The organism is Thiohalophilus sp., from assembly GCF_046483665.1.
Lineage (GTDB): Bacteria > Pseudomonadota > Gammaproteobacteria > UBA6429 > Thiohalophilaceae > Thiohalophilus.
This window is the reverse complement of sequence record NZ_JAWOCR010000013.1, coordinates 107,195-132,401: the sequence shown is the minus strand read 5'-3', so window position 1 is coordinate 132,401 and position 25,207 is coordinate 107,195. Positions and strand designations below refer to the sequence as shown.

Here is a 25,207-nt window from a genome sequence, read left to right as displayed (position 1 = left end):
TCATGGAAGCTGCTACGCGTATGGCAAAAAAACCGGTTGTCGCCGACAATAAACCCGCCAAAGTTAAACTTTCCAACGATCAGGAATATTATTTTTGCGTCTGTGGTCGCTCGCAGAATCAGCCATTTTGTGATGGCTCGCATGCTGTTACTGGTTTCGAGCCACTGGTGTTTACACCGCAGAAGGAAGGTGAAGCCTTTTTGTGCAACTGCAAGCACAGTGGCAATCTGCCTTTTTGCGATGGTTCGCACAATCAGTTCTTCGAGAGCCATGTAGGCAAGGAAGTCTCTGGCGAGGACAACACGACTGATGCTGGTAAGCAGGGCCTTCATAAAAAGGACAAGCAACCCGAGCCGAAAATCACCGGGGAAGAACCAGCCATCGAGCTGATTCATCAGCTGGCCAGGGAGGGTCTGGGTACGCTGGGCAAACACGGACCGGTGGCGGCAATGGGCGTGCCACGCCACAGGTTGCCTGACTGGAACGATATCCAGATCATGATGGCGCAGTTGCACAACAAACCGCTGGATGATGACGCCACAGTCGCTACCGAACTGGTGATCGGTCCGCAAAGCAAAAAACCGCTATGCCTTAAAACACCGTTACTGGTCTCCGACATGAGCTTCGGTTCCCTTTCCGAGGAGGCACGGCTGGCACTGGCCAAGGGGGCCGAACAGGTGGGTACCGGGATCTGTTCCGGCGAGGGCGGGATGCTGGCTGAGGAACAGCAGCTTAACAGTCGCTATCTGTTCGAACTGGGGAGCGCCTGTTTCGGTTATGACGAAACAATTCCCGAGAAGGTGCAGGCGTTTCATTTCAAGGGCGGGCAAGCAGCCAAGACCGGCACCGGCGGGCATCTTCCTGGCGCCAAGGTCAGCAAAAGGATCGCCGGGGTACGCGGTATTCCAGAAGGTGAGCCGGCCTATTCGCCGCCGACCTTTTCTGAACTGCGCGAGCCAGCCGACTTCAAACGTTTTGCCGATCGGGTGCGGGCGATCAGCGGCGGGATTCCCGTCGGGTTCAAACTGAGCGCCAATCATATTGAACGGGATATCGAGTTCGCTCTGCAGGCCGGTGCCGATTATCTGATTCTCGACGGGCGCGGCGGTGGCACCGGCGCCTCTCCGTTACTGTTTCGCGATCACATCAGCGTGCCGACCATTCCGGCGCTGGCCCGGGCGCGCCGTTATCTGGATCAACAGGGTGTCAGCGGCAAGGTTACCCTGATCATCACCGGCGGCCTGCGCACACCAGCCGACTTTATCAAGGCTCTGGCACTGGGCGCCGATGGCATTGCGCTGGCCAATAGCGCCATTCAGGCGATCGGTTGCGTGGCGGCACGTATCTGTCACACCAACCAGTGCCCCTCTGGGGTGGCCACCCAGGACCCCGCACTGCGTAAACGGCTGGACGTGGATGACAGCGCCCATCGTCTGGCCCGCTTTCTGCAATCGTCCGTGCAATTGATGCAGGTGATGGCGCGGGCCTGCGGGCATGGACGTCTCGACCAGTTTAACCAGACGGATCTGGCCACGTTCGATTACGAGATGGCACGGTTGTCGGGCATCGTTTATGCCGGCATGAACGGTCAGTCCTGATGCCAGTGCGACAGGCAAACTGAGCAACGATTGACATGAACCTGTTGCAGGCGAGTTCCCTGTCGTCTTTTGTACCGGCTCCGGGGCTGGGTAATCCCCATGTGCAGACCCTGTTGCCGCGGTTTATCAATCGTCGTCCACTTGATGTGAACTGGCAGGAGTTAACGCTGCCCGATGGTGATTTTGTCGATCTCAGCTGGTACAACAAACCCGCGGCAGGCAGCAGAACCCCGATCGTAGCGGTGTTCCATGGGCTGGAAGGCTCGATCTATTCTCCTTATGCGCGCGATATTCTGCGGACCATCGAGCAATCCGGCTGGCACGGCGTGTTGATGCATTTTCGCGGTTGTTCCGGGCAGATCAATCGCCTGCCGCGTTCTTATCACAGCGGCGAGACCGGCGATGCGCGTTATTTTTTAACCTGGTTGAGACAACAGTATCCCCATGCGCCGCTGGCTGCCGTGGGCTATTCGCTGGGCGGCAACATGCTGCTCAAGCTGCAGGCAGAGTGGGGCGGGAAATCGCCGTTACAAGCGGCGGTGTCGGTATCGGCCCCCCTTAAACTGGATGTTTGTGCCGATCGTATCAATCAGGGATTTTCAAGAGTTTACGAACGTCACCTGGTCAAGAGTCTGGTGACCGCGGTATTGGCGAAATTTTCCAACCACGATTATGAACAACTGATCGGGTTGACGCGCCAACGGATCGAAAAAGTGCGAACCTTTCGTCAGTTCGATGAGTGTTTTACCGCACCGATGCACGGCTTTGCCGATGCCGACGATTATTATCGACAATCGAGTGCTTTTGGCTATCTTGGCGATATCCAGCAGCCGACATTGATCATCCAGGCGTACGATGATCCGTTCATGACTCCGGCGGTCCTGCCTGATCCGCAACAATTGCCCGACAACGTAGGGCTGGCAGTGAGTCCTCGTGGTGGGCACGTCGGCTTTGTCAGCGGGTCCCTCGCGAGGCCTCATTACTGGCTGACAGAGGCGGTGCCCGATTACCTGGCCCGGTTTTTTTGATTCAACTTGCCACAACCCGATTACGGCCTTTTTTCTTGGCCTGATACAGCGCCTGATCGGCCTGTTTCATGATCGTCTGAGGATCGTCGGCACGGGTCGTGTCGGCTACACCGATGCTTACGCTGATGGATAACGCGGGCGTGTCAGATCGGGGATGGAGTTTATCCGGCCGTTTGGCGGGGCGGGATTTGTGGCGCACCTTGAACGGGCTGCTGGCGATGGTCTCGCGTAACTGTTCGAGAAGGGTCTGTGCTTCGTCGGCCAGTTTTCCGGCAAAGATCAGAGTGAATTCCTCCCCGCCATAACGAAATGCCTTGCTGCCTTTAACCCTGTTCAGATGGACCGCCAGCATGCGCAGTACCTGATCGCCCACGTCGTGGCCATGAGTGTCGTTGAGCTTTTTGAAATGATCCACGTCGACCATGGCAAGGCTGTAACGACTGCCCTGAGATAGTAAAGCCTGTCGCAGGGACCGTCGTGATGGCAAACGGGTCAGTTCATCGTAATAAGCCAGTTGGCGAATGCTGAATAACAGGGCCAGCAGAATTAGCAGACCACTCAGCAATAAATAGAGCCGGGACAGGACCGGCGTGTCGAACTGATGCAGGGCAAGTACCAGAGTGATAAAGACAATAAACAGCGCTCCTTGCAGCGGTGCCGGATGAGTGAAGACATAAATCAGTAAAATAATACTACACAACAGGATTACCAGTTGTGCCAGTGCCGGGATGGGTGAAGCCGCCAATAACGGCAGCGGAGTAAAAGACAGGCTATCAACCAGCGTGCCGGGTAAGTTGTGTACTACCCAGACTGCCAGCAACAATTGTGTTGCGATGACTGCCGCACGTTGCAGGCCGTAACGATTGAGTATTCCCCGTTCCCGCCACAGATCATTTATAATCAGGTTAATGGGCACCAGCAGGCAGAGCAGGGCATGGATCAATGTTGCCTGCGGGTGGGGCGAGGCCGACCAGACAGCCACATCCAGCACAGCGACGCAGAGCAGCAGAATCAGCAGGTTGAAGAATTCGCGACTATGACGAAACAGCAGGGCGAAGGCCATGCCGGTAATAAACAGGGCATAGGGCAGACGTACAAGGATTCCGCCCAATGGCATCAGTTGATCGCTGAGCGGTTGTTGCAGCAGATATACCGCAAGTAACAACAGAGCAGGGAGAAGAAGCGTTTTGAGTGAGCGTTGCAGATCGAGCGCCACCGGTGTTCCCTGGTTAGTGGATTATTTTATTGTCCGCGGCCAGTGACGCACGGCCTGTAGTTGGAAGATCTTGATCAGGCCGGCGAGGCGGTATTGCTTTTTCCGATGGCGCCGGCTTTCAGTTCGGCGGCAAAGTCTAGCATACGCTGCACCGAGACCCTGGCCTGACGGCTGATCTCGGGATCCACGTGAATCTCGTTGCTACCCTGTTCGAGGGAGTTGGCCAGGTTCTGCAGGCCGTTCATCGCCATCCACGGGCAGTGGGCGCAACTGCCGCAGGAGGCGCCGATGCCACCGGTGGGCGCCTCGATCAGTTTTTTATCCGGGGCCGCTTCGTGCATTTTGTAGAAAATGCCTTTGTCGGTGGCGATGATGAAGGTCTCGTTGGGCAGATCGTGCACTGCGTTGATTAACCGGGTAGTAGAGCCGACCACATCGGCCTGTTCGATGACATCGGCCGGGGATTCGGGGTGCACCAGCACCGCCGCCCCGGGATGTTTCTCACGTAGCTTGCGCAGTTCGGCGGCCTTGAACTCGTCGTGCACGATGCAGGCGCCCTGCCACAGGATCATATCGGCGCCGGTGACTTTTTGCACATAGTCGCCCAGGTAGCGGTCCGGCGCCCAGATGATTTTCTCGCCCCGGTCATGCAGATACTGAACTACTTTGGTGGCAATGCTGGAGGTGACCACCCAGTCGGCACGCGCCTTCACTTCGGCGGAGGTATTGGCATAGACCACCACAGTGCGGTCGGGATACTGGTCGCAGAAGGCGCTGAACCGGTCCGCGGGGCAGCTGAGATCCAGCGAGCACTCGGCCTGCAGGGTTGGCATAAGCACCCGCTTTTCGGGGTTGAGGATCTTGGCGGTCTCGCCCATGAAGCGCACACCGGCTACCACGATGGTACTGGCCGGGTGGTCATGGCCGAAGCGGGCCATCTCCAGAGAGTCGGAGACGCAGCCGCCGGTCTCGTCGGCCAGCTGCTGCAGGTCGTCGTCGGTGTAGTAGTGGGCCACCAGGACAGCATCCTTCTCTTTCAGCAGTCCCTTGATGCGTTCGAACAGCGCCTGGCGTTCGGCCTCGCCCGGCGGTTTGGCCGGCGGTGTCAGCAGCGCCTGCTGACGAATCGGTTCGATATCGATACTGGGTGCCTGAGCGGAATTCATCATCTTTACCAACAAGTTTGCTTCGTTTTATGACCGATTACCTGCTATAGCTTACCCAGCGAGGTCATTCTGAGGGTATATAGCCGATGGGGGAGCTGCGACGCGGTTATACCAGTCTACTCTTACATATATGTCCTGTGCAGCCAGCGTGCAAGGTCGGCGCCCGAAAAGCTGGTCAGGAAATCACCGGCGGCGCACAATTCTTAAAGTATTATGGCAAAAATATCTTGTAAGAGGCTGATTATATAGTATTATTAAGGAAAGTCACGCAAGGAAGAGCGCCGTGAATAACGAGAAAATCATCGACAAAATCTGCAAGTGTTTGCGCCTGTCCGAGTCGGGTAATCCCAACGAGGCGGCCGCGGCATTGCGCCAGGCGCACCGTTTGATGCAAAAACATCGGATTGAAGAAGATCAGATTCTGGCTGCCGGGGTGGGCGAGGCGGTGATCGACTCGGGCAATCGCTATAACCCGCCGTTCTGGGCCGTCGCTCTGTCCAATCTGATCTGCGAGGCCTTTGATTCCCGGGTACTGGTCTCGCGCCGCTATGGCCGTGCCCCGGAATTCCGTTTTATCGGGCTGGAACAGGCGCCACGGGTGGCGGGCTACTGTTTCAGCGTACTCTATCGCCAGCTTGAAGCGGCCCGGGAGACATTTGTCGCCAATCTGGGGATAGAGGATCGCGCCGAGCAGGAGCGACGCGGCGAGGTGTTTGTGCAGGCCTGGCTGGTGCGCGTGTCCCGGACGGTGGCCGAGTTCAGTGCCCATGCTGCTACTCGTGAGGCGGTCGATGCCTATATCCGGACGCATTATAGCGATGCCGGCGAACAGTGGTACCAGGAGAGCCTGCAGACCGATGGCGAGGATTACGAGGATATTCTCAGTGGCATGCGCGCCGGCGAGCAGGTGACCCTGTTTCGCTCCATGGCTCGCTCTCTACGCCCCTCCCTGCCGCTCATCAAGCAGTCCGCCTGATTTTTTCAAGTGAATTTCGCTTGACGGACAGGCGAAATTTTTACATTTTCTGTATGCTTACTGATTCCGGTCTGTGTGGGGCAGGCATGGCCGATGTCCACCTATATTACTTATAAACTCGACGGAGTCGTCCGCAAGGTACCGTGCAAATCGGTGCTGACGTTGGGACGTGATATGAACAGCGATATCGTGCTGCCGGATCTGCACGCCTCTCGTAATCACGCCATGGTCCGTTGTATCGGCAACGGCGATTATTACCTGATCGACAGCGGCAGTTCAAACGGCAGTTTCGTCAATCGCCAGCGAGTGGCTATGCCCAGGCTGCTCAAAAATGGCGATCGCATTACTATTGGACGTTTCGAGATTCTGTTCGAGCAGAGCAGCAAGGAGGCCGGCAGTTTCGACAAAATGTCGATGCAGGATACGGTCATTTCCGACAGCCCGGATATCAAGCAGATCACCGTGCTGGTGGCGGATATCCGTGGTTTTACGTCTCTGTCTGAACAGGTCGACATACGCACCCTCACCAAGTTGATGAACCGCTGGTTTCACAATGTCAGTAACGCGATTTTTGACAACGCCGGAACAGTAGACAAGTTCATTGGTGATTGTGTCTTCGCGCGCTGGGAGTCGGACGAGGATCAAAGTAAAACCCTTAAACAAGCCCTGAGTGCTGCGTTACTGATCAACGGAATTACCCGGGAGCTGAACAAGGACTTCAATGAGCTCCCCGAGCCGGTAAAAATTGGCGTTGGCATCAATACCGGTGCTGCCTCGATGGGTATCGGGCACGACAACACTGCACTGGGCGATGCCGTGAATATTGCCTTTCGCCTGGAAAGCGCGACTAAAATTCTCGGTAGCGATATGGTATTGAGTGAAACAGCCTACCGGCATTTGCCGTCCGGCCTGCTGGAGGGCAAGACCCATCATTTACGGATCAAGGGAAAACGCGACCCGGTGCGAATCTGCAGTCTGGCGTTCGATGAGGTCAAGCAGATCCTGGAGGAGATGACTTAAGTTCTTAGTTCTTAGAGAAATGCCCGATACCGCTTCGCTATATCGGGCCTACTACCTGAGTCGGTCGGCCGGACATAGCAACGCGGTGTCCGGCAACCCGGAGAAATGCTATTACTAGTCCCTAGTATCTAGCGCCTAGCCCCTGCCCGACAGGGCTCAGGCGCGCATGAATTTGCGCACATCGAGAATCATTTCTTCCATATCCAGTTTGATGCGGTTGATGATACGGGCCGCTTCATCAGCCTCTTCAATATGCCCGTCATCAAAGTTGCTGGAACGCATAAAGCGCTGTCCTTCGGCGATAACTTCTGCTTCATCGTCGGGAATGAACTGGGACAAATAAACGTAGCTTTGCGCCAGACTGTTGCAGATGTCCTTGTCTTCTCCTTCCAGCTCCCATAATAGTAGTTGAATGGCGCTTTTTATCTCGTCACGTGCGCAGGGCAATAGTGAGATTGGATGACCGTAGTTGCCGGCATCCAGTTGTGCCAGCAGTTTGCCGTAAGCATTGACAATCTGCTCGGCATTCTTCAATTGTTGTTCATATTCGGGATTCATCGGTCTGTGAACACCGCTTGTATTGGGCAGCATTGCTGCCGATTTTGTGAACGAGTTGCGCTGCTTCAGCATGGCGTCAGCGGGCGGTTTTCCGTATTATAGTAGATACTAAAATATTATGCGTGATGAATGACCATCGATAGTCTTATAAACCTGTTGATTCAACATTCCGACAACCTGGTCACCTGGGGTCTTACCCTGTTGCTGTTGCTGGCGGCAATAGTGCTTGTGAGGCCGCACCTGTACCGTGGATATCTTGATCGACAGTTACAGAAAAAAATTCAGGCGGTCGCGGCCGATACATTACATCAGGTTGTTATTCCTGATGGCATGGACGGAGCGGTTTATCTGGAGAACCTGTTGCTGACGCCGGAAGGGCTGCTGGTTTTGCCAGTGCACCGATATCAGGGCGTAGTGTTTGCCGCGGACGGAATCGACAACTGGACTCAGGTGCTGGGCAAGCGAACCTACAAGTTTGGCAATCCGTTGCCACAACTGGAGGCTGAGGTTCTGGCGGTCAAGGATTATGCTTCCGGTATTCCCGTCAGTGGACGGGTGGTGTTTACTAAAGGTGTCGAATTTCCCAAGGGGCGGCCAGGGAAACTGATTTCGCTGGCGGAATTGGAAAAGATGGCCGAAGACAATCGTCAGCGTGAAGTCCCACCGGCTTACTGGCAGGCCTGGGAGACATTGAAGCAACAAGTGCAAACGCCCGAGGTATCGAGATTGCGTGAGCTTTATGCGGTCGAACAAGAAACGACGTTCAAGGGACGTAGTATTATAGCCGGAGTCATGTTTCTGGCTGCCGGAACCTGGCTTGGCTGGCGTTATTTTCTGGTCTAAATGACCGTGAAGTCGAGCGTTCAGCGGGAGACGAGCTCTTTCCACTGATCGAGCAGATTATCGAAACGTTCGCGCAGATTGCTTTCGAGATTATTTTCATGAGTCTGGCTCGAACGCTCGTCTTTTTTGTCCTTCTTTTTTTCTTCCTTGTTATTCAGCGTACCGACGCCGGCCCGGATGGTAGTACTCTTGCCGGTCTCGGAACGGGCAATGACGTGTTCATCGATCAGTTCCGGATGCAGGAACAGGTAAACGCCACCGCTACCCAGCGCCAGCATGAATGAGGCGGCCAGCGCGAAGACGTGGCGTTTCTTGCGTTTTCGCTGATGGGATTCCTGCTGTTCAGCAATTCGGGCATGGACCGCCTGGGTGTTGACGGGCTTGAATACCGGTTTTTCGGTTTCTTCGATCTCGAAGGAGGGCAATTCAGCGCCGCGCCCATCCGTGCCACGTTGCGGCTCGTTGGCCAGTTCGGCTTCAATTTGTTCGGGGCTAACGCTCGGTTCCTTGAAAATAAAAATATCTTCTTCGCCCTCGAGTATAATCCGCCCATCCGATTTACGATGAAGTGTGGCACGTGCGAGGGAGAGCCCCTCGCCACGCTGGCGTTGTTCCTCTTCCTGGCGCTGTTGTTCGGCCTGTTCCAGTTTGGCCTTGATCTCTTCAGCCATGCGTCTGGCATGTTCCTGACGGCGCTGCTGGGCATGGCGGATCGCCTGCTGGCGACGGGCTTCGCGCTGTTGATCCTGCTTGCTTTCCTGCTCGGCGAGGGCCTCGGCTTCACGACCGGCCTGCTCATCGGCCTGCCGTTGGGTCTTGGCCTCGCGACGGGCCTGCTCATCGGCCTCGCGACGGGCCTGCTCCTCGGCCTCGCGACGGGCCTGCTCCTCGGCCTCACGACGGGCCTGCTCCTCGGCCTGCCGTTGGGTCTCGGCCTCGCGACGGGCCTGCTCCTCCTCAGCCTCCTGTTTGGCCCGGGCCTGCGCTTCCTGCTGGGCCCGGGCGGCGTGTTCCATCACCTGCTGACGGGTCTGTTCCATTTCCTGGCGTAGTTGTTCGGCTTCTTCCAGAGCCTTGCGACGGATCTCTTCGGCCTCCTGCTCGGCGATGCGCGTGGTTTTCTCGGCCAGCTCCATGGCGCGACTGCGGGCCTTCTCCAACAGGGCAACCTGTTTCTGGCGCTCCTGCTGCTCGACTTCGGCGGCGCGCTGGTCAACGGCCTGGCGAGCGGTTTTCAGTTCGCTGCGAAGTCGTTCGGCTTCGCTTTGCGCCTGCTGGCGTATGCTTTCGGCTTCCTCGCGAGCCTGTTCAATGGCGGCCTGGCGCCGGGCTTCTTTTTCCTGTTCCGCCTGACTGGACTGCTGTTCGAAGCGGCGGCGGGTTTCCTCCATTTCCTTTTTGAGTTGTTCAGCTTCTTCGCGAGCCTGCTGTCGGATCGCGGCGGCTTCCTTTTCGGCCTGTTCGCGTGAGCGTTTGGCGGCCTCCGTCGCCTCGGCAGCAATTTGTTGTGCCCGCTTCAGGGAGGCATCCAGAGCCTGTTGTTTATCTTCATTGGCCTGTTTGGCGGCCTGGATTTTTTGCAATTCGGCTTCGGCCTGACGGCGCGCCTGTTCAGCCTGTTTGCGAGCGGTTTTTTCAGCCTGCTGGTTCTGTTCGGAGAGGCGCTGAATCTCCTGTTCGGCATCGCGTTTGGCTTTTTCGGCGCTGGCGGTTTGCTCGGCCAGTTGTTCGGCTTCGCGGCGGGCTGTGGTGGCCTGCTGACTGATCTTTCGAGCCTGATCCTCGGCGGCCTGACGGGTTTTTTCCGCCGCCGCCGTCCGCTTGCTGGCCGGGGCAGCCGCGTTGGCGGTTTCGCCCCGGTTATCGGTATTACCGGTGAGTTTGAAGCTGGTGGCCTGCAGGCCGCCATCGAGAATCCCGCACTCGAAGCCGTGCTGAGTCAGTAAAAACGCTGCTGCTGCACTCTGGGCACCATCGGCGCTGGCCAGCACATATTCCCGGTTGGGATTGAGACCCTCGAGCTTCAGTCGCAGCATAGATAGCGGAATATTGACCGAGCCTTCGGCGTGCTGGCGGTTGAACTCTTCATGATTGCGTACATCGATCAACAGTGCGCCGTTGTCGATCTTGGTCGCCGTTTCGCTTTCCGACAGCCGGCTGATCAAGGGGGTGGCCAGATAGGTGAGAAAGTCCTCTTTTTTCAGCCGCATCAGCACACCATCTTCCTGCATGCTGATGCTGGCGTTACGCGGGGCGTTGGTAATCAGCGCTTCCTCACCAAAGCCATCGCCTTCCTCCAGCGTGGCCAGAGGGATTTCGCCGGCTTTCGGTGCGGGGCGTCGGGTGACGACGCAACGGCCACTTTGCACGATGTAATAATAATCGTCCTGTTCGCCCTGATTGATGATGCGCTCGCCTTTTTTTGCCGGCAATTCTTCCATGCGCATCAGGATGGCCTGGATGTTGTCGGTCGGCAGTTTGAGGAACGCCCGTGACTGCAAAAAGCGTAGCATCCAGTCGGTGGTATCCTCACCCGTGAGCTCGGTTACCTCGAATTCGTAGGCATCCAGTGGCGTATCGTTAAGAATAATTTCCAGCAGGGAGGAGTCGATACTGATAACAGTGACCGGGCTTTTGGTTCTGGCGGTGCCGGTATGGGGTTGGTGATTATCCAGGGGTTGTCGGGACCGGCCATTTTTGGATTTGATGACCTGTGGTTTTTTCTCGCCATGTTGGCGAAATTCGACCTGGCCCTGAATCAGGTAGAGCGTACGGTTATCTGATTCGCCTTCGCGAAACAGAGTCCTGCCCGCGGGCAGATCCTCAATGGCGGCCTTGCTGACCAGCTCTTCGAGCTTGTCATAGGCGAGGTTACCCAGCGGCTCCAGGCTCTTGAGCAGATTCTTGTCGAGTTTGGTCTTGCTGGCCATATCTGATTCATCGAGTCCGGGTAGCGAATAGGCCCCCGTGCTAACGGCCTGCCAGGGCGCAACATTAGGGGTGTATGAAATTTAGACCATTATTTGGGTCTATGTTGTGATACCTCTCACAAAGGGGTCAATCCTGGCCCGCCAGCGGCTCAAAACCGGCGATGGAAGGAGAAGCGAAATCCTTCCTGGCTGCCACCCACCTGGCTGGCACTCAGATAGCCTGTCCCGTCCAGCCAGTAGGAGAGTCCCGCACTGTAATAACCCTGATCGGTTTGCTCGAATTCCAGCAGTGCGGTGGTATTGCCGCTGACCCGCTGCTCGCCATCGCTGCGTAGCGTGCCGCCACTGGCATGCAACATCAGTCGTTCGTTGAGCGCCACACCGAGATCCAGTTGGACGTAGGTGTCATACCAGCGCAGTTCGACGTCAGTGCCGCTTTCATGGCCCTCGGTTTGCGTGTAGGTGTAACCGCCGGACAGCGCCAGGTTCAGCGGAGCGGTGTCGAGTAACCGCATTGTCAGCTCGATCCCACCGTAATAGCCGGAAGTGGTCCGGGCCGCCGGCAGCGGGTTGCCGGACTGGCTCAGGTCCAGGTAACCGGCTTTGAGGCTGCCCAGCAGACGGGGTGACAGACGCTCTTTAAGGCGGACCCCGAGCACCGAGCTTTTGCTGGTCAGAGTCTGGTTGGCATAACGCCAGCGGGTTTCGTTATGCTCGACCTGCATCGAGAAGTCCAGCTCGCCGGCGGGATAGTCGGCAAAGGCCCGGGGCATGATGAAAAGCGGTGTGACAACGAGCAGCAGGCGGGCGATGGCGGCGAAATACTTCGACATAAACTGGTATTAATCCTCAGGCTGGGGCACTGGATAATTGCGGGAATATCCGGCATAGTCAAGGGGGGCTGGGACGTAAGTATCTTCAGTAGACGCGACGCTATTATTCTACATGAAACGGAGTGCATGATGCGCGAGCAACAACACAAAGCAGAACCAGACTCATCGACAACGTCATCCCCTTCTTTGACACTTACCGAACGCAAAAAGCAGGCCTGGGGGGTTGAGGAGCAGGGCGACCGACGTATCGGGACCCGCGCCAGAAAAGTGCGCCAGAACGGCAGCCATCCATTTGGTCGTGTCACCGCCCTGGACCGCTGGTTTGTTAACAAGATTATGGAAGTGGCCGATCACCCGCCGGTTAATGTCTCGTTATGGGACGGGAAACAGATTAACAAGGTAGAAGAACCGGTGGCGAGCCTGCGTTTTAACGATCGGCTGGCGGTCTGGAAGCTGGTGCTTCATCCCGAGCTGCATTTCGGCGATCTTTACAGTGCCGGGCGGATCAGTTTCGAGGGCGACATGGTGCGCTTTCTCGAAGAGGTGTATGGCGGACTCAAGCGTAATGGCAAGCAGGGCGGGTTTCGCAAGCTGGTGAACTGGCTGGGTCACCGGCGTATCGCCAACTCACTGTCCCAGGCCCGGGACAATATTTATCATCATTACGACATCAGCAATGAATTCTATCGCCTGTGGCTGGACAAGGTGGCCATGCAGTACACCTGTTCCTATTTCCCCGATCCCCAGATGTCGCTGGAAGATTCGCAGACAACCAAGCTGCATCACATCTGCCGCAAGTTGCAACTGAAACCAGGTGATCGGGTGGTTGAAGCCGGCTGTGGCTGGGGCGGTCTGTCACGTTTTATGGCCAAACATTATGGCGTAACGGTCAAGGCCTATAACATCTCCCGTGAACAGCTCCGATTTGCCCGTGAGCAGGCCGAAGAGCAAGGGCTCAGTGACAAAGTCGAATACGTGGAGGACGATTATCGCAACATCCGGGGCAGCTTTGATGTATTTGTCTCGGTCGGTATGCTCGAACACGTCGGAATCCGGGATTACAGCGAGCTGGGTCAGGTCATCGACCGGTGTCTCGAACCCGACGGGCGCGGATTGATACATACCATTGGCCGCAACGTGGCCGGTCCCATGAATCCCTGGATCGAACGGCGAATTTTCCCCGGTGCCTATCCGCCTTCCCTGCGCGAGATGATGGATATTTTCGAACCCTGCCGCTTCTCAATACAGGACGTCGAGAACCTGCGTTTGCATTATGCCAAGACCCTGGAACACTGGCTGGCCCGTTATGAGGAGAATGTCGAGACGGTCCGGGAGATGTTTGATGAAGAGTTTGTAAGAGCCTGGCGCCTCTATCTGTGCGGTTCGATCGCCGCATTTACCAGTGGTGAGTTACAGCTGTTCCAGGTCGTCTTTACCCGCGCGCAACATAATCAGCTGCCATGGTCTCGCGCCTATTTATATACCCGGGATGCTGATTAACGAGGGCAATATGACGCAAGTGGATATACTGATCGTCGGCGGTGGACCCGCCGGCTCTTCTCTCGCCCGGGCATTGCGCGACACCCCGCTGCGCATCGCTGTGATGGACAAGCGCGAGTTCCCCCGTGACAAGGTCTGTGCCGGCTGGGTCACCCCGGCAGTCATGGATACCTTGCAAATCGACCTGGACGATTATCGCCAGGGCCGTACTTTGCAACCGATCAGTGGTTTTCGGATCAGTCAGCTGGGTCAAAAGCAGGTAGAAACCCACTATCAGGACGAGCCGGTCAGCTACGGTATTCGTCGTCGTGAGTTCGACGAATACCTGCTACGACGTAGCGGTGCCGAATTGATGCTGGGCCAGGCCTTCAAAACGATGGAACGCGACGGGGAGAGCTGGCTGATCAACGGCGAGATCCGGGCTTCGCTGGTGATCGGGGCGGGGGGGCATTTTTGTCCCGTTGCCCGGCGCATTGGCGCCAAACTGGGCAGCAGCGAACAGGTGGTCGCTGCCCAGGAAATCGAGTTTGAAATGAGCGAGGAGCAAAAGGCGGGCTGTCATACCGAACCCGAAGTTCCTGAATTGTTCTTCACGCCGGATCTCAAAGGCTATGGCTGGATCTTCCGCAAGGGCGATTATCTGAATGTCGGATTGGGACGGGAAGAGAATCACCGTCTGTCAGACCATGTGCGCGCCTTTTGTGACTTTTTGCGCGAGTCGGGACGACTCGACTTCGATATTACCGACAAGTTTCAGGGCCATGCCTACCTGCTTTACCCCCATGCCTTGCGCCAGGTGGTGGATGAAGGTGTGCTGTTGATTGGCGATGCGGCGGGTCTGGCCTATCCGCAAAGTGGGGAAGGCATACGCCCGGCGATTGAATCCGCCTTGCTGGCGGCACAGGTCATTCGTGAGGCAGCCGGTGATTATTCGAAGGAAAAACTTCAGCCTTATCAACAGAGGCTGGAGCAGCGATTTGGTGAACGCCAGCCAACGCCCTCGTTGCTAGAACGTCTGCCACTGGGAATCAAACAGGTGCTGGCCAGTCGCCTGATGCAGACTCACTGGTTCACCCGCAAGGTGGTCATCGACCGCTGGTTCCTGCAATCCCACCAGCCGCCGCTGCAACAGTCTATGCCCGTCTCGAAGAACTGAGTTCGTCCCCGGATAAAATAAACCCGGTCCGCAAATGAACGCGAATAAACGTTAAATATTAATTATTTGCGTTTATTCGCGTTCATTTGCGGAAAAGTTGCCTTGCTTATCCTGAGGTATGCGACCGGTGTTTTAATTTTGCCAGCCAGCGCTGGTCGAATTTGTCGACGATCTTCTGTTTGACCATCGGGTCCAGAAAGGTGTCGGCCGCGGTTTCCTTGATCGGTTGCGGAGAAGCGGGTTTGTGATGGCCGATATTTTCCAGCCGTTGTTGCAATGACGGTGCAGGGTTTTTGACATCTGAAGGGGATTCAAAAGCTTCCCTGATCCATTGTTGCATCTGTTCGCGATTCAGACCACGCCGTAGCACCTGAACCATGCCGGCATAGGGACAGTGTTCCGGCGTACCCTCGCGCCGGGCCAGCTGGGTGATCTTGGGCCAGAAGCGGGTTGTTAAAAACGTTTCGGTGACAATGAGCTGGGAGAACAGGCTGGCTATCTCATCGTCATTGGCGATATCCAGGGCGTAGCGATCCGCTTCCAGCTCGTTCTGACGCACGGCATAAAAAGCCAGCGCTGTATAAAACGGGGCGTAGATGGCGAAAAGCCATTGCAGGGGGCGCGCCAGCGGCGATCTTTGTTGTTTGAAAGCCTGATGATAATGCTGCCAGGTCTGACACAGGGAAGCCAGCCAGCCGATATGCCGATTATGAATGCCACTGAGTTGGCCAATGCGCCGGGCCAGCACGGATTTGAAATGGTTCGGTGGCAGGGTCAGCAAACTGTCGAGCCCGATTACCAGGCTGTGATGGTAGAGCAGAGGCAGACCATGACGCGGTGTACGGACTACTTCAACGTCAAAATTTTCGCGCAGGATGATCTGATCGAGGACCGGATATTTGAAGTCCTGTCGCAGTTGCTCCACCAGCTGAAACAATTTTGGCGCGTTTTGCCGATGAATTTCCAGCCCCCGGGGCAAAGCAATGCGGTTGAACAATAATGGCGTGCTCAGGGCCAGGGCGAACAGAATGATGAGCAGATCGAGAGCATTCCATAACCAGTCCTGCCAGCTACTGGCGATTTGCCATTGCCGAGGCAGGTCACTTATCAGGCTCAGGGCAATCAATGGAAACAGTAGCAATAACAGATAGCCTGCCAGGGCGACCAGCGTAACCAGGCCACGATAGACCAGCGGCTGACGAGCTGCCAGGGATTCCAGCAGACGCTGTAAATCGATGACCCGGATTGGCGGGTTGAGGCGGTTCAGCAGGCGTGAGACAAAGATGGTCATGAGTGATGTGGAACCCTGTTATTGCAGTCTTGCGAGTCAGTAGCGACACCGGTGCCATGACGGGAAGGTCACGGTCAGGTTAAACATAACGAAATTGTTGACCGAGGTAATGATGCGTATCACAGTTTCAGCGATTGTCTGGGGGCTGGTCGGGATTGGGGCTTTGCTGATGGCTGGCTGTGGTGAGCCGGAGGATGATGCCGGAGAAATTGCCCGGGCCATTGCGGCCATGCAGGCCGGGATCGAGGCGCGGCGCACCGGTCCGGTGCTGGAGCATCTGGCGGAGGAGTTTCGTACTGCTGAGAATCTGCAGCAGCGAGAACTCCGGGCCATGATGCTGTATTATTTTCGACGTTATCCCGATATCAGGATCGTGACCCATAACCGGAATATTCGGGTACAGAGCGATCAGGCGGACGTTAGGCTTGATGCGTTGTTACTCGGAGGCAGGAACGTGTTACCCGAACAGGGGCAACACTATTCGGTCATGATGCGCTGGCACAAACTGGACGGAAAGTGGTATCTCTACCGTATCCGGTGGCAATCCCGGGGCGGTAACTAAAACCTGAGAAGCTGTTTGTAATATCCGGTCACCTGAATTAGCGCGATGGCGTTTTCTGGACAACGGTGAATACCACGCCGGAGGCTCGACAGCTCTTCATATTGACACTGCTACATGAAATGTCTGTTGTTCAGACGCTTGTTTACGGGGCGCGGTTGTTGGCATCGATCGTGTGGGTGTAGACCGGAAAGCTGCCCCGGCGGCGATTGTCGAAAAACCGTTCCAGCGTATAGTGTATGGTGCGAAAGGCCAGCTCCTGCCAGGGAATTTCGTTCTCATCGAACAGCCGGACCTCCAGGCTTTCCTCGCCAGCGGCGAAATCGAGATCCAGTAACCGGGCGCGGTACATGACATACACCTGGTTGAGATGCGGCAGACTGATCAGAGTGTATATGTGGTCGATTTCAACATTGGCGCAGGCTTCTTCTTCTGATTCGCGTAATGCCGCCTGTTCCATGGTTTCGCCCAGTTCCATGAACCCGGCCGGCAGGGTCCATGTACCGTAACGGGGTTCGATGGCGCGCTTGCACAGCAATACCTTGTCCTCCCATACCGGCAAGGTCCCGGCAACAATCTTGGGATTGTGATAATGAATCGTGTGGCATTGATCGCAGACATAGCGGAGTCGGTTATCCCCTTCGGGTATACGACTATTAACCAGATATCCGCATTCGCTACAGAATTTCATAAGGGATTACGATGACTTATCGCGGGGAACATAGCCGCTGGGTAAATGGCCCTGATCGCTTTCATTAAACAAAAAGCCCAGCATATGTTCTTCAATCATATCCAGATGACGCGGGTCGGCGGTACTGAGGCGGTTTTCGTTGATGATTGTGGTCAAACGCTCCAGCCACTGGCGCCAGCCTTCGGCCGAGATGTTCTCCACAATGCGCTGCCCGATTTCTCCCGGATAAGGCGCCTCTTCCAGCGCCGGCGCCTCGCGCTTGAGAACCTGGCAGAAAACCTTATGTGTCATGTGATTACTCCGGGTGATGGTTTGGATCGGCATAGGGAACCATTACTGGTATCGCCATGTCTGTATGATAAGATTGGTAACAGACTCGATTATTATCTGTAATTCACCGCGGTCTCGCAAGGCCGCCCGTCAGGAGGTAAACAGCATGAGTCAGGCGCTGGCGTTTGAACCGGAGATTAACTCGCAGGATATACAAATCAGCGACAAGGCTGCGAGCCAGCTGCGAGCTATTATGCAAAACGCCGAGGACGGCATCGAAGGCATTCGCATTTTTGTAACCGGCGGTGGTTGCGGTGGTATGACCTACGGCATGACTTATGCGGAAATTCTCGACCCTCGTGACAAAGTGCTCGATAGAGACGGTATCAAGGTGGTAGTGGATGCCATTGCTCTGAGTTACCTCAAAGGCTGCGACATTGACTATACCGAAGAAGGACGTGCCTCATTTGTCTTCAACAACGTCTTCCAGAGTATCGGGGGCAGCGGGGCGTGTGGATCCTGCGGGGCAGCCGGCTGACAGTCCTTCGGACTGTCAGTAACGAGGGACGAGTTACGAGGGCCGAGTAGTATGTGTCTGCGACGCTAGACCTTTACCTCCTGAGGCAAAAAAATAAATTGAGGGTGTGTTTTACATACCTGTATCCTGCTTGTACCTCGGCCCTCGTCCCGGCCGCAGGCCTATGAAGAACAACTCACCTCAATCTGATTGGCCCACCCGGGTGGCTCGCCGGCGTAATGGTCCATGTCGGGATGTTCGGCGAAGGGATCGCGCAGGATGTCCAGCAATCTGTCTATTTCACTGAAATCGTTTTGCTGTGCCTTGTCGATGGCGATCTGGGCCATGTAGTTACGCAATACATATTTGGGATTGACCTGGCGCATTGCTTCCCGACGTGACGTAACGTGGTTCTGCTCCCGCTCCAGCTGCCGGCGATATTGTTGTGCCCAGATATCGAACGCTTCGCGCTCGACAAACAGGTTGCGGATCGCTTCATTGCGGGCTTGTGGAGGGGGAACAAAATCGCACAGCGCCCGGAACAGCCGGGTATAATCCACCTGGTTGGCCTGCATGGCCGACAGCAAATCGCTGATCAGTTCCCGGCTCATGTCATCCTGGTTTTTCAGTCCCAGTTTGGCGTGCATCAACTCAAAATAGTGATCGACGAACAGCGGTTCGTATTGCTCCAGCGTGACTTTGGCCTGCTCGACACTCATCAGCGGGATTAATGCCTGGGCCAGACGGTTCAGGTTCCACAGACCGATACCCGGTTGCTGGTCAAAGGCATAACGGCCGTGGAAGTCAGAGTGATTGCAGATATAGCCGGGCTGATACTGCTCCATAACTCCGAAGGGACCGTAATCCAGGGTCAGGCCCAGGATCGACATGTTATCGGTATTCAGCACGCCATGGGCAAAGCCGACCGCTTGCCACCGGGCGATCAGCCGGGCGGTGCGCCGGACGACTTCTTCGAGCAGGGCAACATACGGTTTGTCGTGTGTTGCCAGATCGGGATAGTGTTCGGCGATGACAAAGTCGGCCAGTTGCTGCACGGCGTCATGCTGGTCGCGGTGATAAAAGACCTCGAAGGAGCCGAAGCGTAAATGCGAGGATGCAATACGTGCCAGAATAGCACCGGTTTCGATCTGTTCGCGATAGACCTCGGCATCGCTGCCGACAATGGCCAGGGCCCGCGTGGTGGGAATACCGAGTCCGTGCATCGCCTCGGAACAAAGGTATTCACGAATGGTGGAGCGCAGCACGGCACGGCCGTCCCCGCCGCAGGAATAGGGGGTCAGGCCGCTGCCCTTGAGCTGGATATCGTACTTCTCGCCCTGTTGATTGCGTATCTCGCCCAGCAGAGTCGCCCTGCCATCCCCCAGTTGCGGGACAACGTGACCGAACTGGTGGCCGGCATACAGCATCGCCAGCGGTTCGCATTCGGCCGGCAAGCGGCGCCCGCTGATGAGATCGATCCATTCAGCGGGGGATACCCGGTCCGGATCAATACCCAGCAGTCGGGCCACGTCCGGGTTGAAACTGATCAGGTGATGCGGGGCTTCAAACGGTGTCGGTTTTACGCGAGAGTAGAATCGTTCCGGCAGGCGGGGCAAAACGGTTGTCGAATTGCAGTATGTCCTGCAGACGTGTTTCCGTTTGTCTTGCGGTATCAGGCATGCTTGGTATTGTAACGTGGTGCCACACAATTACACCCGGTAGTCTACAGGTGTATAGTATTATCCGGGATCAATACCAGAGCTAAATGACTTTCAACCTCCTGAAACTGCTGGGCCGGCTGCACTTTTTGTCCGAAAAGCGTCGCCTGCAATGGTATCCACCGTTCTGGCTGATGCGGGTCAAGGTGCTGGAGTTGAGCGATGACTGGCGTCGTGTCCGTTTGTTGCTGCCATTGAATATGTTCTCGCGTAATATGGGGAATACCATGTTTGGCGGCTACCAGTGCGCTTTGTCGGATCCGATCGCCGCGCTGGCCTGCGCCCGGCTGTTTCCCGGTACTGCGGTCTGGACCCGGGCGCATGAGGTGGATTTTCAGCAGGTGGGCAACAGTGATCTGGAGCTGCGTTTCACGTTCCCGCCGGAACTGGAGGAACAGATCCGTCGCGAACTGGCCGAAAAGGGTCGCAGTACACCGACCTTCCAGTATGCTTTTTATCGTGCCGACGGCGAGCGTTGCAGTGTGGTCAAAAGTACCGTGGCAATCCGGCCCCGGGGCTATCTGAAAAACCGATAATATGATGATTTTATCCAGGCGAACTTGTTCATGAGCAACACGATTCATCCCGCTGCGGTGGTTTCCGAACAGGCCCGGCTTGGCAGTGGCAATCAGATTGGTCCGTTCGTGGTGATACATGACGACGTCATACTGGGGGACAATAATGTTCTGCACAGCGGCGCGGTCGTGCACAGCGGCAGCCGGATCGGTAATGCGAACCGGATTCATGAACATGCGGTTATCGGGGGCCTGCCACAGGATCTCGGGTTCGATGCCGCCACACCCAGTTATGTGACACTCGGGGACGAGAATGTTCTGCGTGAAGCGGTTATTATTCATCGAGCCAGTGTGGCCAACGAACACACCCGGCTGGGCAATCGCAATTATCTGATGAACGGTGCACATCTTGGCCATGATTGCGTACTCGCCAATCAGGTAATCATTGCGCCGTATGCCGCTCTGGGCGGTTTTGTCAGCGTGGCCGATCGCGCCTTTATCTCCGGCGGAGTGATGATTCATCAGTTCGCCCGGGTGGGTGAACTGGCGATGATCGGCGGTAACAGCAAGATTACGCGGGATGTATTGCCGTTTATGATTACCGACGGGATGCCGGGGCGGGTACGGGGCCTGAACGTGGTGGGACTCAGGCGGGCGGAATATCAGGCTCCGGATCTGCGCACCCTGAAGCAGGCGTACCGGATCCTGTTTCGCGGCGAGGCTGATCTGGCTGCGCGCCTGCAGCAGCTCCAGGAGCTGGGCGCGGATTCGACAGGCCGTCTGGCGGAGTTTATTGCCGGCTCGAAACGCGGATTTCATCGTGACCGGGACTGAGGCGGGAAAACCCGTCGCAATGGCTTTATTTCCCGCGCGTTCCGCAGTTAAAATAGCCTGACGATATTTTCATCCCCGGGTTCCTGTGAGGCCCGGGGGATATAACTCACTGATAATCGGAAATAATATTTTTATGGATTCAGCCAGCGAGGCCTCAGCCCAGAAGAAACACAGCTACACCTATGACGAACTGATTCAGTGTGGTCACGGCAAGCTGTTTGGGCCCGGAAATGCCCAGCTGCCTTTGCCCCCGATGCTGATGTTTGATCGGATTACTCATATCAGTGACAGCGGCGGGAATTTCGACAAGGGTGAGATTATTGCCGAGCTGGATATCAAACCGGACTTGTGGTTCTTCCAGTGTCATTTTGAAGGTGATCCGGTGATGCCTGGTTGTCTGGGGCTGGATGCTATGTGGCAGCTGATTGGCTTTTTCCTCGGCTGGATGGGTGGACCGGGCCACGGCCGGGCACTGGGTGCCGGCGACGTCAAATTTACTGGTCAGGTAACTCCTGATTGCAAAATGGTGACCTACCGCATTAACCTGAAACGATTGATTATGCGTAAACTGTTTATGGGCATCGCAGATGCCTGCCTGGAAGTCGATGGCCGCGAAATCTATACCGCCGAAGATTTGCGGGTCGGCCTGTTTACCTCAACTGACCAACTTTAAGCTGTATATTCGATCATGCCATTAAGACGCGTTGCTATTACCGGTCTCGGAATTGTTTCAAGCATTGGCAATAACCGGGAGGAAGTGACCGACTCCCTGCGCCAGGGGCATTCCGGAATTCGTTTTAATCCCGAGTATGCTGAGCTCGGTTTTCGTTCCCAGATCGACGGGCCGATCGATCTGAATCTCGATGAGATGATTGACCGCAAGCTTAAACGGTTCATGGGCGACGGCGCGGCATTCAATTATCTGGCCATGGAACAGGCCATTGCCGATGCCGGACTGGATGAAAGCGAGATTTCCAATCCCCGCAGCGGTCTGATTGTCGGTTCGGGCGGACCTTCCACCCAGAATATTGTCCAGGCCGCCGATATCCTGCGGGAAAAAGGTGTACGCAAGGTTGGCCCTTATATGGTGCCGCGGACGATGTCCAGCACCAACTCCGCCTGTCTGGCCACCCCGTTCAAGATCAAGGGCGTTAATTATTCCATCAGTTCCGCCTGTTCTACTTCGGCCCATTGCATCGGTAACGGTTACGAGCTGATTCAGATGGGCAAGCAGGATATCGTTTTTGCCGGCGGAGGAGAGGAAGTTCACTGGACATTGTCCGTGCTGTTCGATGCCATGGGCGCGCTTTCTTCAAAATATAACGACGCCCCCGAGACTGCCTCGCGTACCTATGATGTCAATCGCGACGGATTTGTCATCTCCGGCGGCGGCGGCGTGCTGGTGCTCGAAGAACTGGAACACGCCAAAGCCCGCGGCGCGACTATTTACGCCGAACTGGTCGGCTACGGGGCCACCTCCGACGGCTTCGACATGGTGCAGCCCTCCGGTGAAGGGGCGGTACGCTGCATGCAGCAAGCTCTGCAGGAGGTCAAGGCACCGGTGGATTACATCAACGCCCACGGCACCAGTACCCCGGTGGGTGATATACGTGAACTGGAAGCCGTTAAAGAGGTCTTCGGTGATAATATGCCGGCTATCGCCTCGACCAAATCACTGACCGGTCATGCCCTGGGTGCGGCCGGTGTTAATGAGGCGATCTACTCGTTGTTGATGATGCAGGAGAACTTCCTTGCCGCCTCGTCGAATATCCAGGAGCTGGATCCCGGCGCCGAAGGTTATCCTATCGTCCGTGAACGTCAGGACGACGCGAATATCAACTGCGTTATGTCCAACAGCTTCGGCTTCGGCGGTACCAACGCCACCCTGGTGTTCCAGCGCTATTCCGACAACTGAATAACTTTCCTGACAGATGCGTATTGGCATAGGTCAGGTAGCGCACCGCGCTACCTGACATTTTAGCTTCGTTCCTTCGTGTCTTCGTGGTGAAAATTAACCGGGATAATTGTCGCGCGGAGGCCGTCACGTAGGCTTCGCTAACGTGACCTACAAAGCTGGTGTGCAGTAGAAGGACAAAGCAGAACTCTCGCGGAGACGCCAAGGCGCAGAGTAACTAATATCGTTTATTCTTGGCGTGCTCTGCGTCTCTGCGAGAGTATTACATTACTTGCTTTGTGGGTAGTGCTTGATTGCTCTATGACCCCCTTGTCCTCTGTGGTTCAATTCATTCTGTTTGAAATAATCCGTAACGGTATCTGTCGCCATGCCGATTAAAAAACTTCCCAGGCCCGTCCGCTTTCTGCTCTGGTTGCTGGTGTTTGCGCTGGTCTATTTTGGTGCGCAACAGTATCAAAAACGGAACCTGGTTAGCGGCCCGGTGCCGGATTACAGTGCGCCCCTGTTGCAGGGTGCCTATTTCGATTCGCGGGATCTGGCGGGCAAGCCGTATGTCTTGCACTTCTGGGCCAGCTGGTGCCCGATTTGCCGTTTTGAACAGGACACTATCCAGGCATTGAGTCGTGACCATCAGGTTATCAGTGTTGCGATGCAATCCGGGGGCAGGGAAGAGGTGCAAAATTACATGCAGGAAGCGGGGCTGAATTTTATCACTCTGCTGGATGAGGAAGGTCGACTGGCGAGTCGTTTTGGCGTACGTGGTGTCCCCACCACGTTATTGATTAATTCTGATGGCGAAATCGCTTTTCGAGAGGTGGGTTATACCTCCGAATGGGGAATGCGCTTGCGGTTATGGTGGATGAAATGATGTCCTCGCCGGATGCGCGCAGGGATTATTTTTCCAGCTTTTCCTTGAGCGCCTGAATGGCCCGGGCCATATCATCAGTGGACTGCTGGCCGATGTAGTTTAACAGGGGCATGACCTGTCTGATCAGGCTGCCAAGATGGGGTTTGAGCAGATCCTCCTTGCCTTCGGCAAGCAGCTTGAGCGCCTGTTGTACATCAAGGTGCTCGGCACCGCCGCCCCCCTTGCGCAGGGATTTGACTACCATCTGGTTGCCACCGGCTTCGATCGCCTTGTCCAGGTATTTTTCGGTCTCTGCAATCAGGGCATGGATTTCCGAGTCCTCGTTCAGGTGCGGTTCGAACAGACCAATGCTGACAGTGACATGCAGTTGCTGTCCCCCGGCATCAAAACTCAGGGCGTTGATTTCCTGACATATCCGCTCGGCCAGTCGAGTGGCATCTTCTATCGGCGTGTCACGCAACAACATGGCGAACTTGGCCAGTCCGATGCGGGCCAGCATATCTTCCTTGCGCACCAGGTGGGTCAGGGTCTTGCCGATCTGTTGCAGTATTTTATCAGCCAGAGGTTTGCCGTTGGCGATAAACAGGGCATTGAAATTATCGATATCCATGCGCAACAGCGTGAACTGACCGCCGTGACGTTTGAAATAGGCCAGACTTTCATCGGCCGCACGGCAGAAGTAGGTCTGTCCGCTCAGACCGGTGACCTGATCGATTGCCGCCTGTTGTTGCAGTTTGTCCGAGGTTTCGCTGAGTTTGCGGGTGGTCTGCTCGAAGTTGACGTGGGCTTTGGCGCGGGCCTGTAACTGGATCGAATCAAAGGGCTTGGTAATAAAGTCGGATGCGCCCTTGTCCAGCGCCCGTTGCTTGGTTTCGTCGTCATCCTCCTTGCCGGTGATAATGATGACCGGCATTTCGCGCAGATGATCCTCGTCCGACTCGCGCATGCGCTCCAGCAGACCGAAGCCGTCCAGATAGGGCATGGAAAGATCGGTAAAGACTACCTGGATATCAGGGTCGTTGGTGAGATAGGTCCAGGCATCCTCGCCGTGCTCGGCCTCTATCACGTGGTATGCCTTGCCCAGAACCTTGGTCATGGCCCGGCGCATTACGCGGGAGTCGTCTACGGTCAGAATGCGGGGAATGTTATTCTCGTCGTCTTCCATCACGATTATCGTTGTTGGTGTTATATGGCAGCAGGCCTGA

General features: G+C 56.0%; 24 protein-coding genes. 14 read left to right on the top strand and 10 right to left on the bottom strand.

Going from position 1 to position 25,207, the window contains the following annotated elements; translation table 11 throughout:
• Window positions 1–20: 20 nt before the first annotated feature.
• The gene (locus tag R6U90_RS03795) at window positions 21–1,598 is read left to right on the top strand and encodes a glutamate synthase-related protein (protein ID WP_410351330.1); all 1,578 of its coding nucleotides are present in this window, start codon (window positions 21–23) and stop codon (window positions 1,596–1,598) included.
• Between the two features lie 35 nt (window positions 1,599–1,633).
• Window positions 1,634–2,626, top strand: a complete 993-nt coding sequence (locus tag R6U90_RS03790) for a hydrolase (RefSeq protein ID WP_410351329.1) — start codon at window positions 1,634–1,636, stop codon at window positions 2,624–2,626.
• A 1-nt stretch (window position 2,627) separates the two neighbouring features.
• On the opposite strand, the gene R6U90_RS03785 is transcribed toward R6U90_RS03790, so the two are convergent.
• Window positions 2,628–3,842, bottom strand: coding sequence for a diguanylate cyclase (locus tag R6U90_RS03785; protein ID WP_410351328.1), 1,215 nt, complete (start codon window positions 3,840–3,842; stop codon window positions 2,628–2,630).
• A 74-nt stretch (window positions 3,843–3,916) separates the two neighbouring features.
• Window positions 3,917–5,008 carry a quinolinate synthase NadA gene (nadA, locus tag R6U90_RS03780; protein ID WP_410351348.1) on the bottom strand — a complete coding sequence of 364 codons (1,092 nt, stop codon included), beginning with the start codon at window positions 5,006–5,008 and terminating at the stop codon, window positions 3,917–3,919.
• Between the two features lie 283 nt (window positions 5,009–5,291).
• On the opposite strand from nadA, the gene R6U90_RS03775 reads away from it, so the two are divergent.
• Both R6U90_RS03775 and R6U90_RS03770 read left to right on the top strand, forming a co-directional pair.
• Window positions 5,292–5,984 (top strand): DUF2786 domain-containing protein, encoded by a 693-nt coding sequence (locus R6U90_RS03775; RefSeq protein WP_410351327.1) that lies wholly within the window; start codon window positions 5,292–5,294, stop codon window positions 5,982–5,984.
• A 93-nt stretch (window positions 5,985–6,077) separates the two neighbouring features.
• Window positions 6,078–7,004 (top strand): FHA domain-containing protein, encoded by a 927-nt coding sequence (locus R6U90_RS03770; RefSeq protein ID WP_410351326.1) that lies wholly within the window; start codon window positions 6,078–6,080, stop codon window positions 7,002–7,004.
• Between the two features lie 156 nt (window positions 7,005–7,160).
• Here R6U90_RS03770 and R6U90_RS03765 read toward each other — a convergent pair whose 3' ends face one another.
• Window positions 7,161–7,562 (bottom strand): hypothetical protein, encoded by a 402-nt coding sequence (locus R6U90_RS03765; RefSeq protein ID WP_410351325.1) that lies wholly within the window; start codon window positions 7,560–7,562, stop codon window positions 7,161–7,163.
• A 129-nt stretch (window positions 7,563–7,691) separates the two neighbouring features.
• On the opposite strand from R6U90_RS03765, the gene R6U90_RS03760 reads away from it, so the two are divergent.
• Window positions 7,692–8,405 (top strand): nuclease-related domain-containing protein, encoded by a 714-nt coding sequence (locus tag R6U90_RS03760; RefSeq protein WP_410351324.1) that lies wholly within the window; start codon window positions 7,692–7,694, stop codon window positions 8,403–8,405.
• A gap of 20 nt (window positions 8,406–8,425) precedes the next feature.
• On the opposite strand, the gene R6U90_RS03755 is transcribed toward R6U90_RS03760, so the two are convergent.
• On the bottom strand, window positions 8,426–11,335 hold the full coding sequence (locus R6U90_RS03755; protein WP_410351323.1) for a cyclic nucleotide-binding domain-containing protein: 2,910 nt from the start codon (window positions 11,333–11,335) through the stop codon (window positions 8,426–8,428).
• 149 nt (window positions 11,336–11,484) lie between these two features.
• Window positions 11,485–12,168, bottom strand: coding sequence for a hypothetical protein (locus tag R6U90_RS03750; protein WP_410351322.1), 684 nt, complete (start codon window positions 12,166–12,168; stop codon window positions 11,485–11,487).
• 129 nt (window positions 12,169–12,297) lie between these two features.
• Between R6U90_RS03750 and R6U90_RS03745 the strand changes: the two genes are divergently transcribed.
• Entirely contained in the window at window positions 12,298–13,668 is a 1,371-nt protein-coding gene (locus R6U90_RS03745) for a class I SAM-dependent methyltransferase (RefSeq protein WP_410351321.1), read from the top strand.
• Window positions 13,669–13,678: 10 nt separating this feature from the next.
• Complete coding sequence (locus tag R6U90_RS03740) at window positions 13,679–14,824, top strand: NAD(P)/FAD-dependent oxidoreductase (protein WP_410351320.1); 1,146 nt, start codon at window positions 13,679–13,681, stop codon at window positions 14,822–14,824.
• Between the two features lie 106 nt (window positions 14,825–14,930).
• Here R6U90_RS03740 and R6U90_RS03735 read toward each other — a convergent pair whose 3' ends face one another.
• Entirely contained in the window at window positions 14,931–16,115 is a 1,185-nt protein-coding gene (locus R6U90_RS03735) for a hypothetical protein (protein WP_410351319.1), read from the bottom strand.
• A gap of 109 nt (window positions 16,116–16,224) precedes the next feature.
• Here R6U90_RS03735 and R6U90_RS03730 point away from each other — a divergent pair, with 109 nt between their 5' ends.
• A complete protein-coding gene (locus tag R6U90_RS03730) occupies window positions 16,225–16,677 on the top strand; it encodes a hypothetical protein (RefSeq protein ID WP_410351318.1) in 453 nt (150 codons plus the stop codon).
• 142 nt (window positions 16,678–16,819) lie between these two features.
• On the opposite strand, the gene R6U90_RS03725 is transcribed toward R6U90_RS03730, so the two are convergent.
• Window positions 16,820–17,365 carry an NUDIX hydrolase gene (locus R6U90_RS03725; RefSeq protein ID WP_410351317.1) on the bottom strand — a complete coding sequence of 182 codons (546 nt, stop codon included), beginning with the start codon at window positions 17,363–17,365 and terminating at the stop codon, window positions 16,820–16,822.
• A 6-nt stretch (window positions 17,366–17,371) separates the two neighbouring features.
• The gene (locus R6U90_RS03720; protein WP_410351316.1) at window positions 17,372–17,656 is read right to left on the bottom strand and encodes an oxidative damage protection protein; all 285 of its coding nucleotides are present in this window, start codon (window positions 17,654–17,656) and stop codon (window positions 17,372–17,374) included.
• 145 nt (window positions 17,657–17,801) lie between these two features.
• On the opposite strand from R6U90_RS03720, the gene R6U90_RS03715 reads away from it, so the two are divergent.
• On the top strand, window positions 17,802–18,173 hold the full coding sequence (locus tag R6U90_RS03715) for a HesB/IscA family protein (protein ID WP_410351315.1): 372 nt from the start codon (window positions 17,802–17,804) through the stop codon (window positions 18,171–18,173).
• 161 nt (window positions 18,174–18,334) lie between these two features.
• On the opposite strand, the gene R6U90_RS03710 is transcribed toward R6U90_RS03715, so the two are convergent.
• Window positions 18,335–19,768 (bottom strand): protein adenylyltransferase SelO, encoded by a 1,434-nt coding sequence (locus tag R6U90_RS03710; RefSeq protein ID WP_410351314.1) that lies wholly within the window; start codon window positions 19,766–19,768, stop codon window positions 18,335–18,337.
• Window positions 19,769–19,917: 149 nt separating this feature from the next.
• On the opposite strand from R6U90_RS03710, the gene R6U90_RS03705 reads away from it, so the two are divergent.
• From R6U90_RS03705 to R6U90_RS03685, 5 genes are all read left to right on the top strand, one after another.
• The gene (locus R6U90_RS03705) at window positions 19,918–20,406 is read left to right on the top strand and encodes a PaaI family thioesterase (protein WP_410351313.1); all 489 of its coding nucleotides are present in this window, start codon (window positions 19,918–19,920) and stop codon (window positions 20,404–20,406) included.
• Window positions 20,407–20,436: 30 nt separating this feature from the next.
• Window positions 20,437–21,219 carry an acyl-ACP--UDP-N-acetylglucosamine O-acyltransferase gene (lpxA, locus tag R6U90_RS03700; RefSeq protein ID WP_410351312.1) on the top strand — a complete coding sequence of 261 codons (783 nt, stop codon included), beginning with the start codon at window positions 20,437–20,439 and terminating at the stop codon, window positions 21,217–21,219.
• Window positions 21,220–21,352: 133 nt separating this feature from the next.
• Complete coding sequence (gene fabA, locus R6U90_RS03695) at window positions 21,353–21,892, top strand: 3-hydroxyacyl-[acyl-carrier-protein] dehydratase FabA (RefSeq protein WP_410351311.1); 540 nt, start codon at window positions 21,353–21,355, stop codon at window positions 21,890–21,892.
• A gap of 15 nt (window positions 21,893–21,907) precedes the next feature.
• Entirely contained in the window at window positions 21,908–23,134 is a 1,227-nt protein-coding gene (gene fabB / locus R6U90_RS03690) for a beta-ketoacyl-ACP synthase I (RefSeq protein WP_410351310.1), read from the top strand.
• 367 nt (window positions 23,135–23,501) lie between these two features.
• Window positions 23,502–24,002, top strand: a complete 501-nt coding sequence (locus R6U90_RS03685; RefSeq protein ID WP_410351309.1) for a protein disulfide oxidoreductase — start codon at window positions 23,502–23,504, stop codon at window positions 24,000–24,002.
• A 25-nt stretch (window positions 24,003–24,027) separates the two neighbouring features.
• Here the strand turns inward: R6U90_RS03685 and R6U90_RS03680 are convergent, their stop codons facing one another.
• The gene (locus tag R6U90_RS03680; protein ID WP_410351308.1) at window positions 24,028–25,167 is read right to left on the bottom strand and encodes a diguanylate cyclase; all 1,140 of its coding nucleotides are present in this window, start codon (window positions 25,165–25,167) and stop codon (window positions 24,028–24,030) included.
• Window positions 25,168–25,207: the final 40 nt, after the last annotated feature.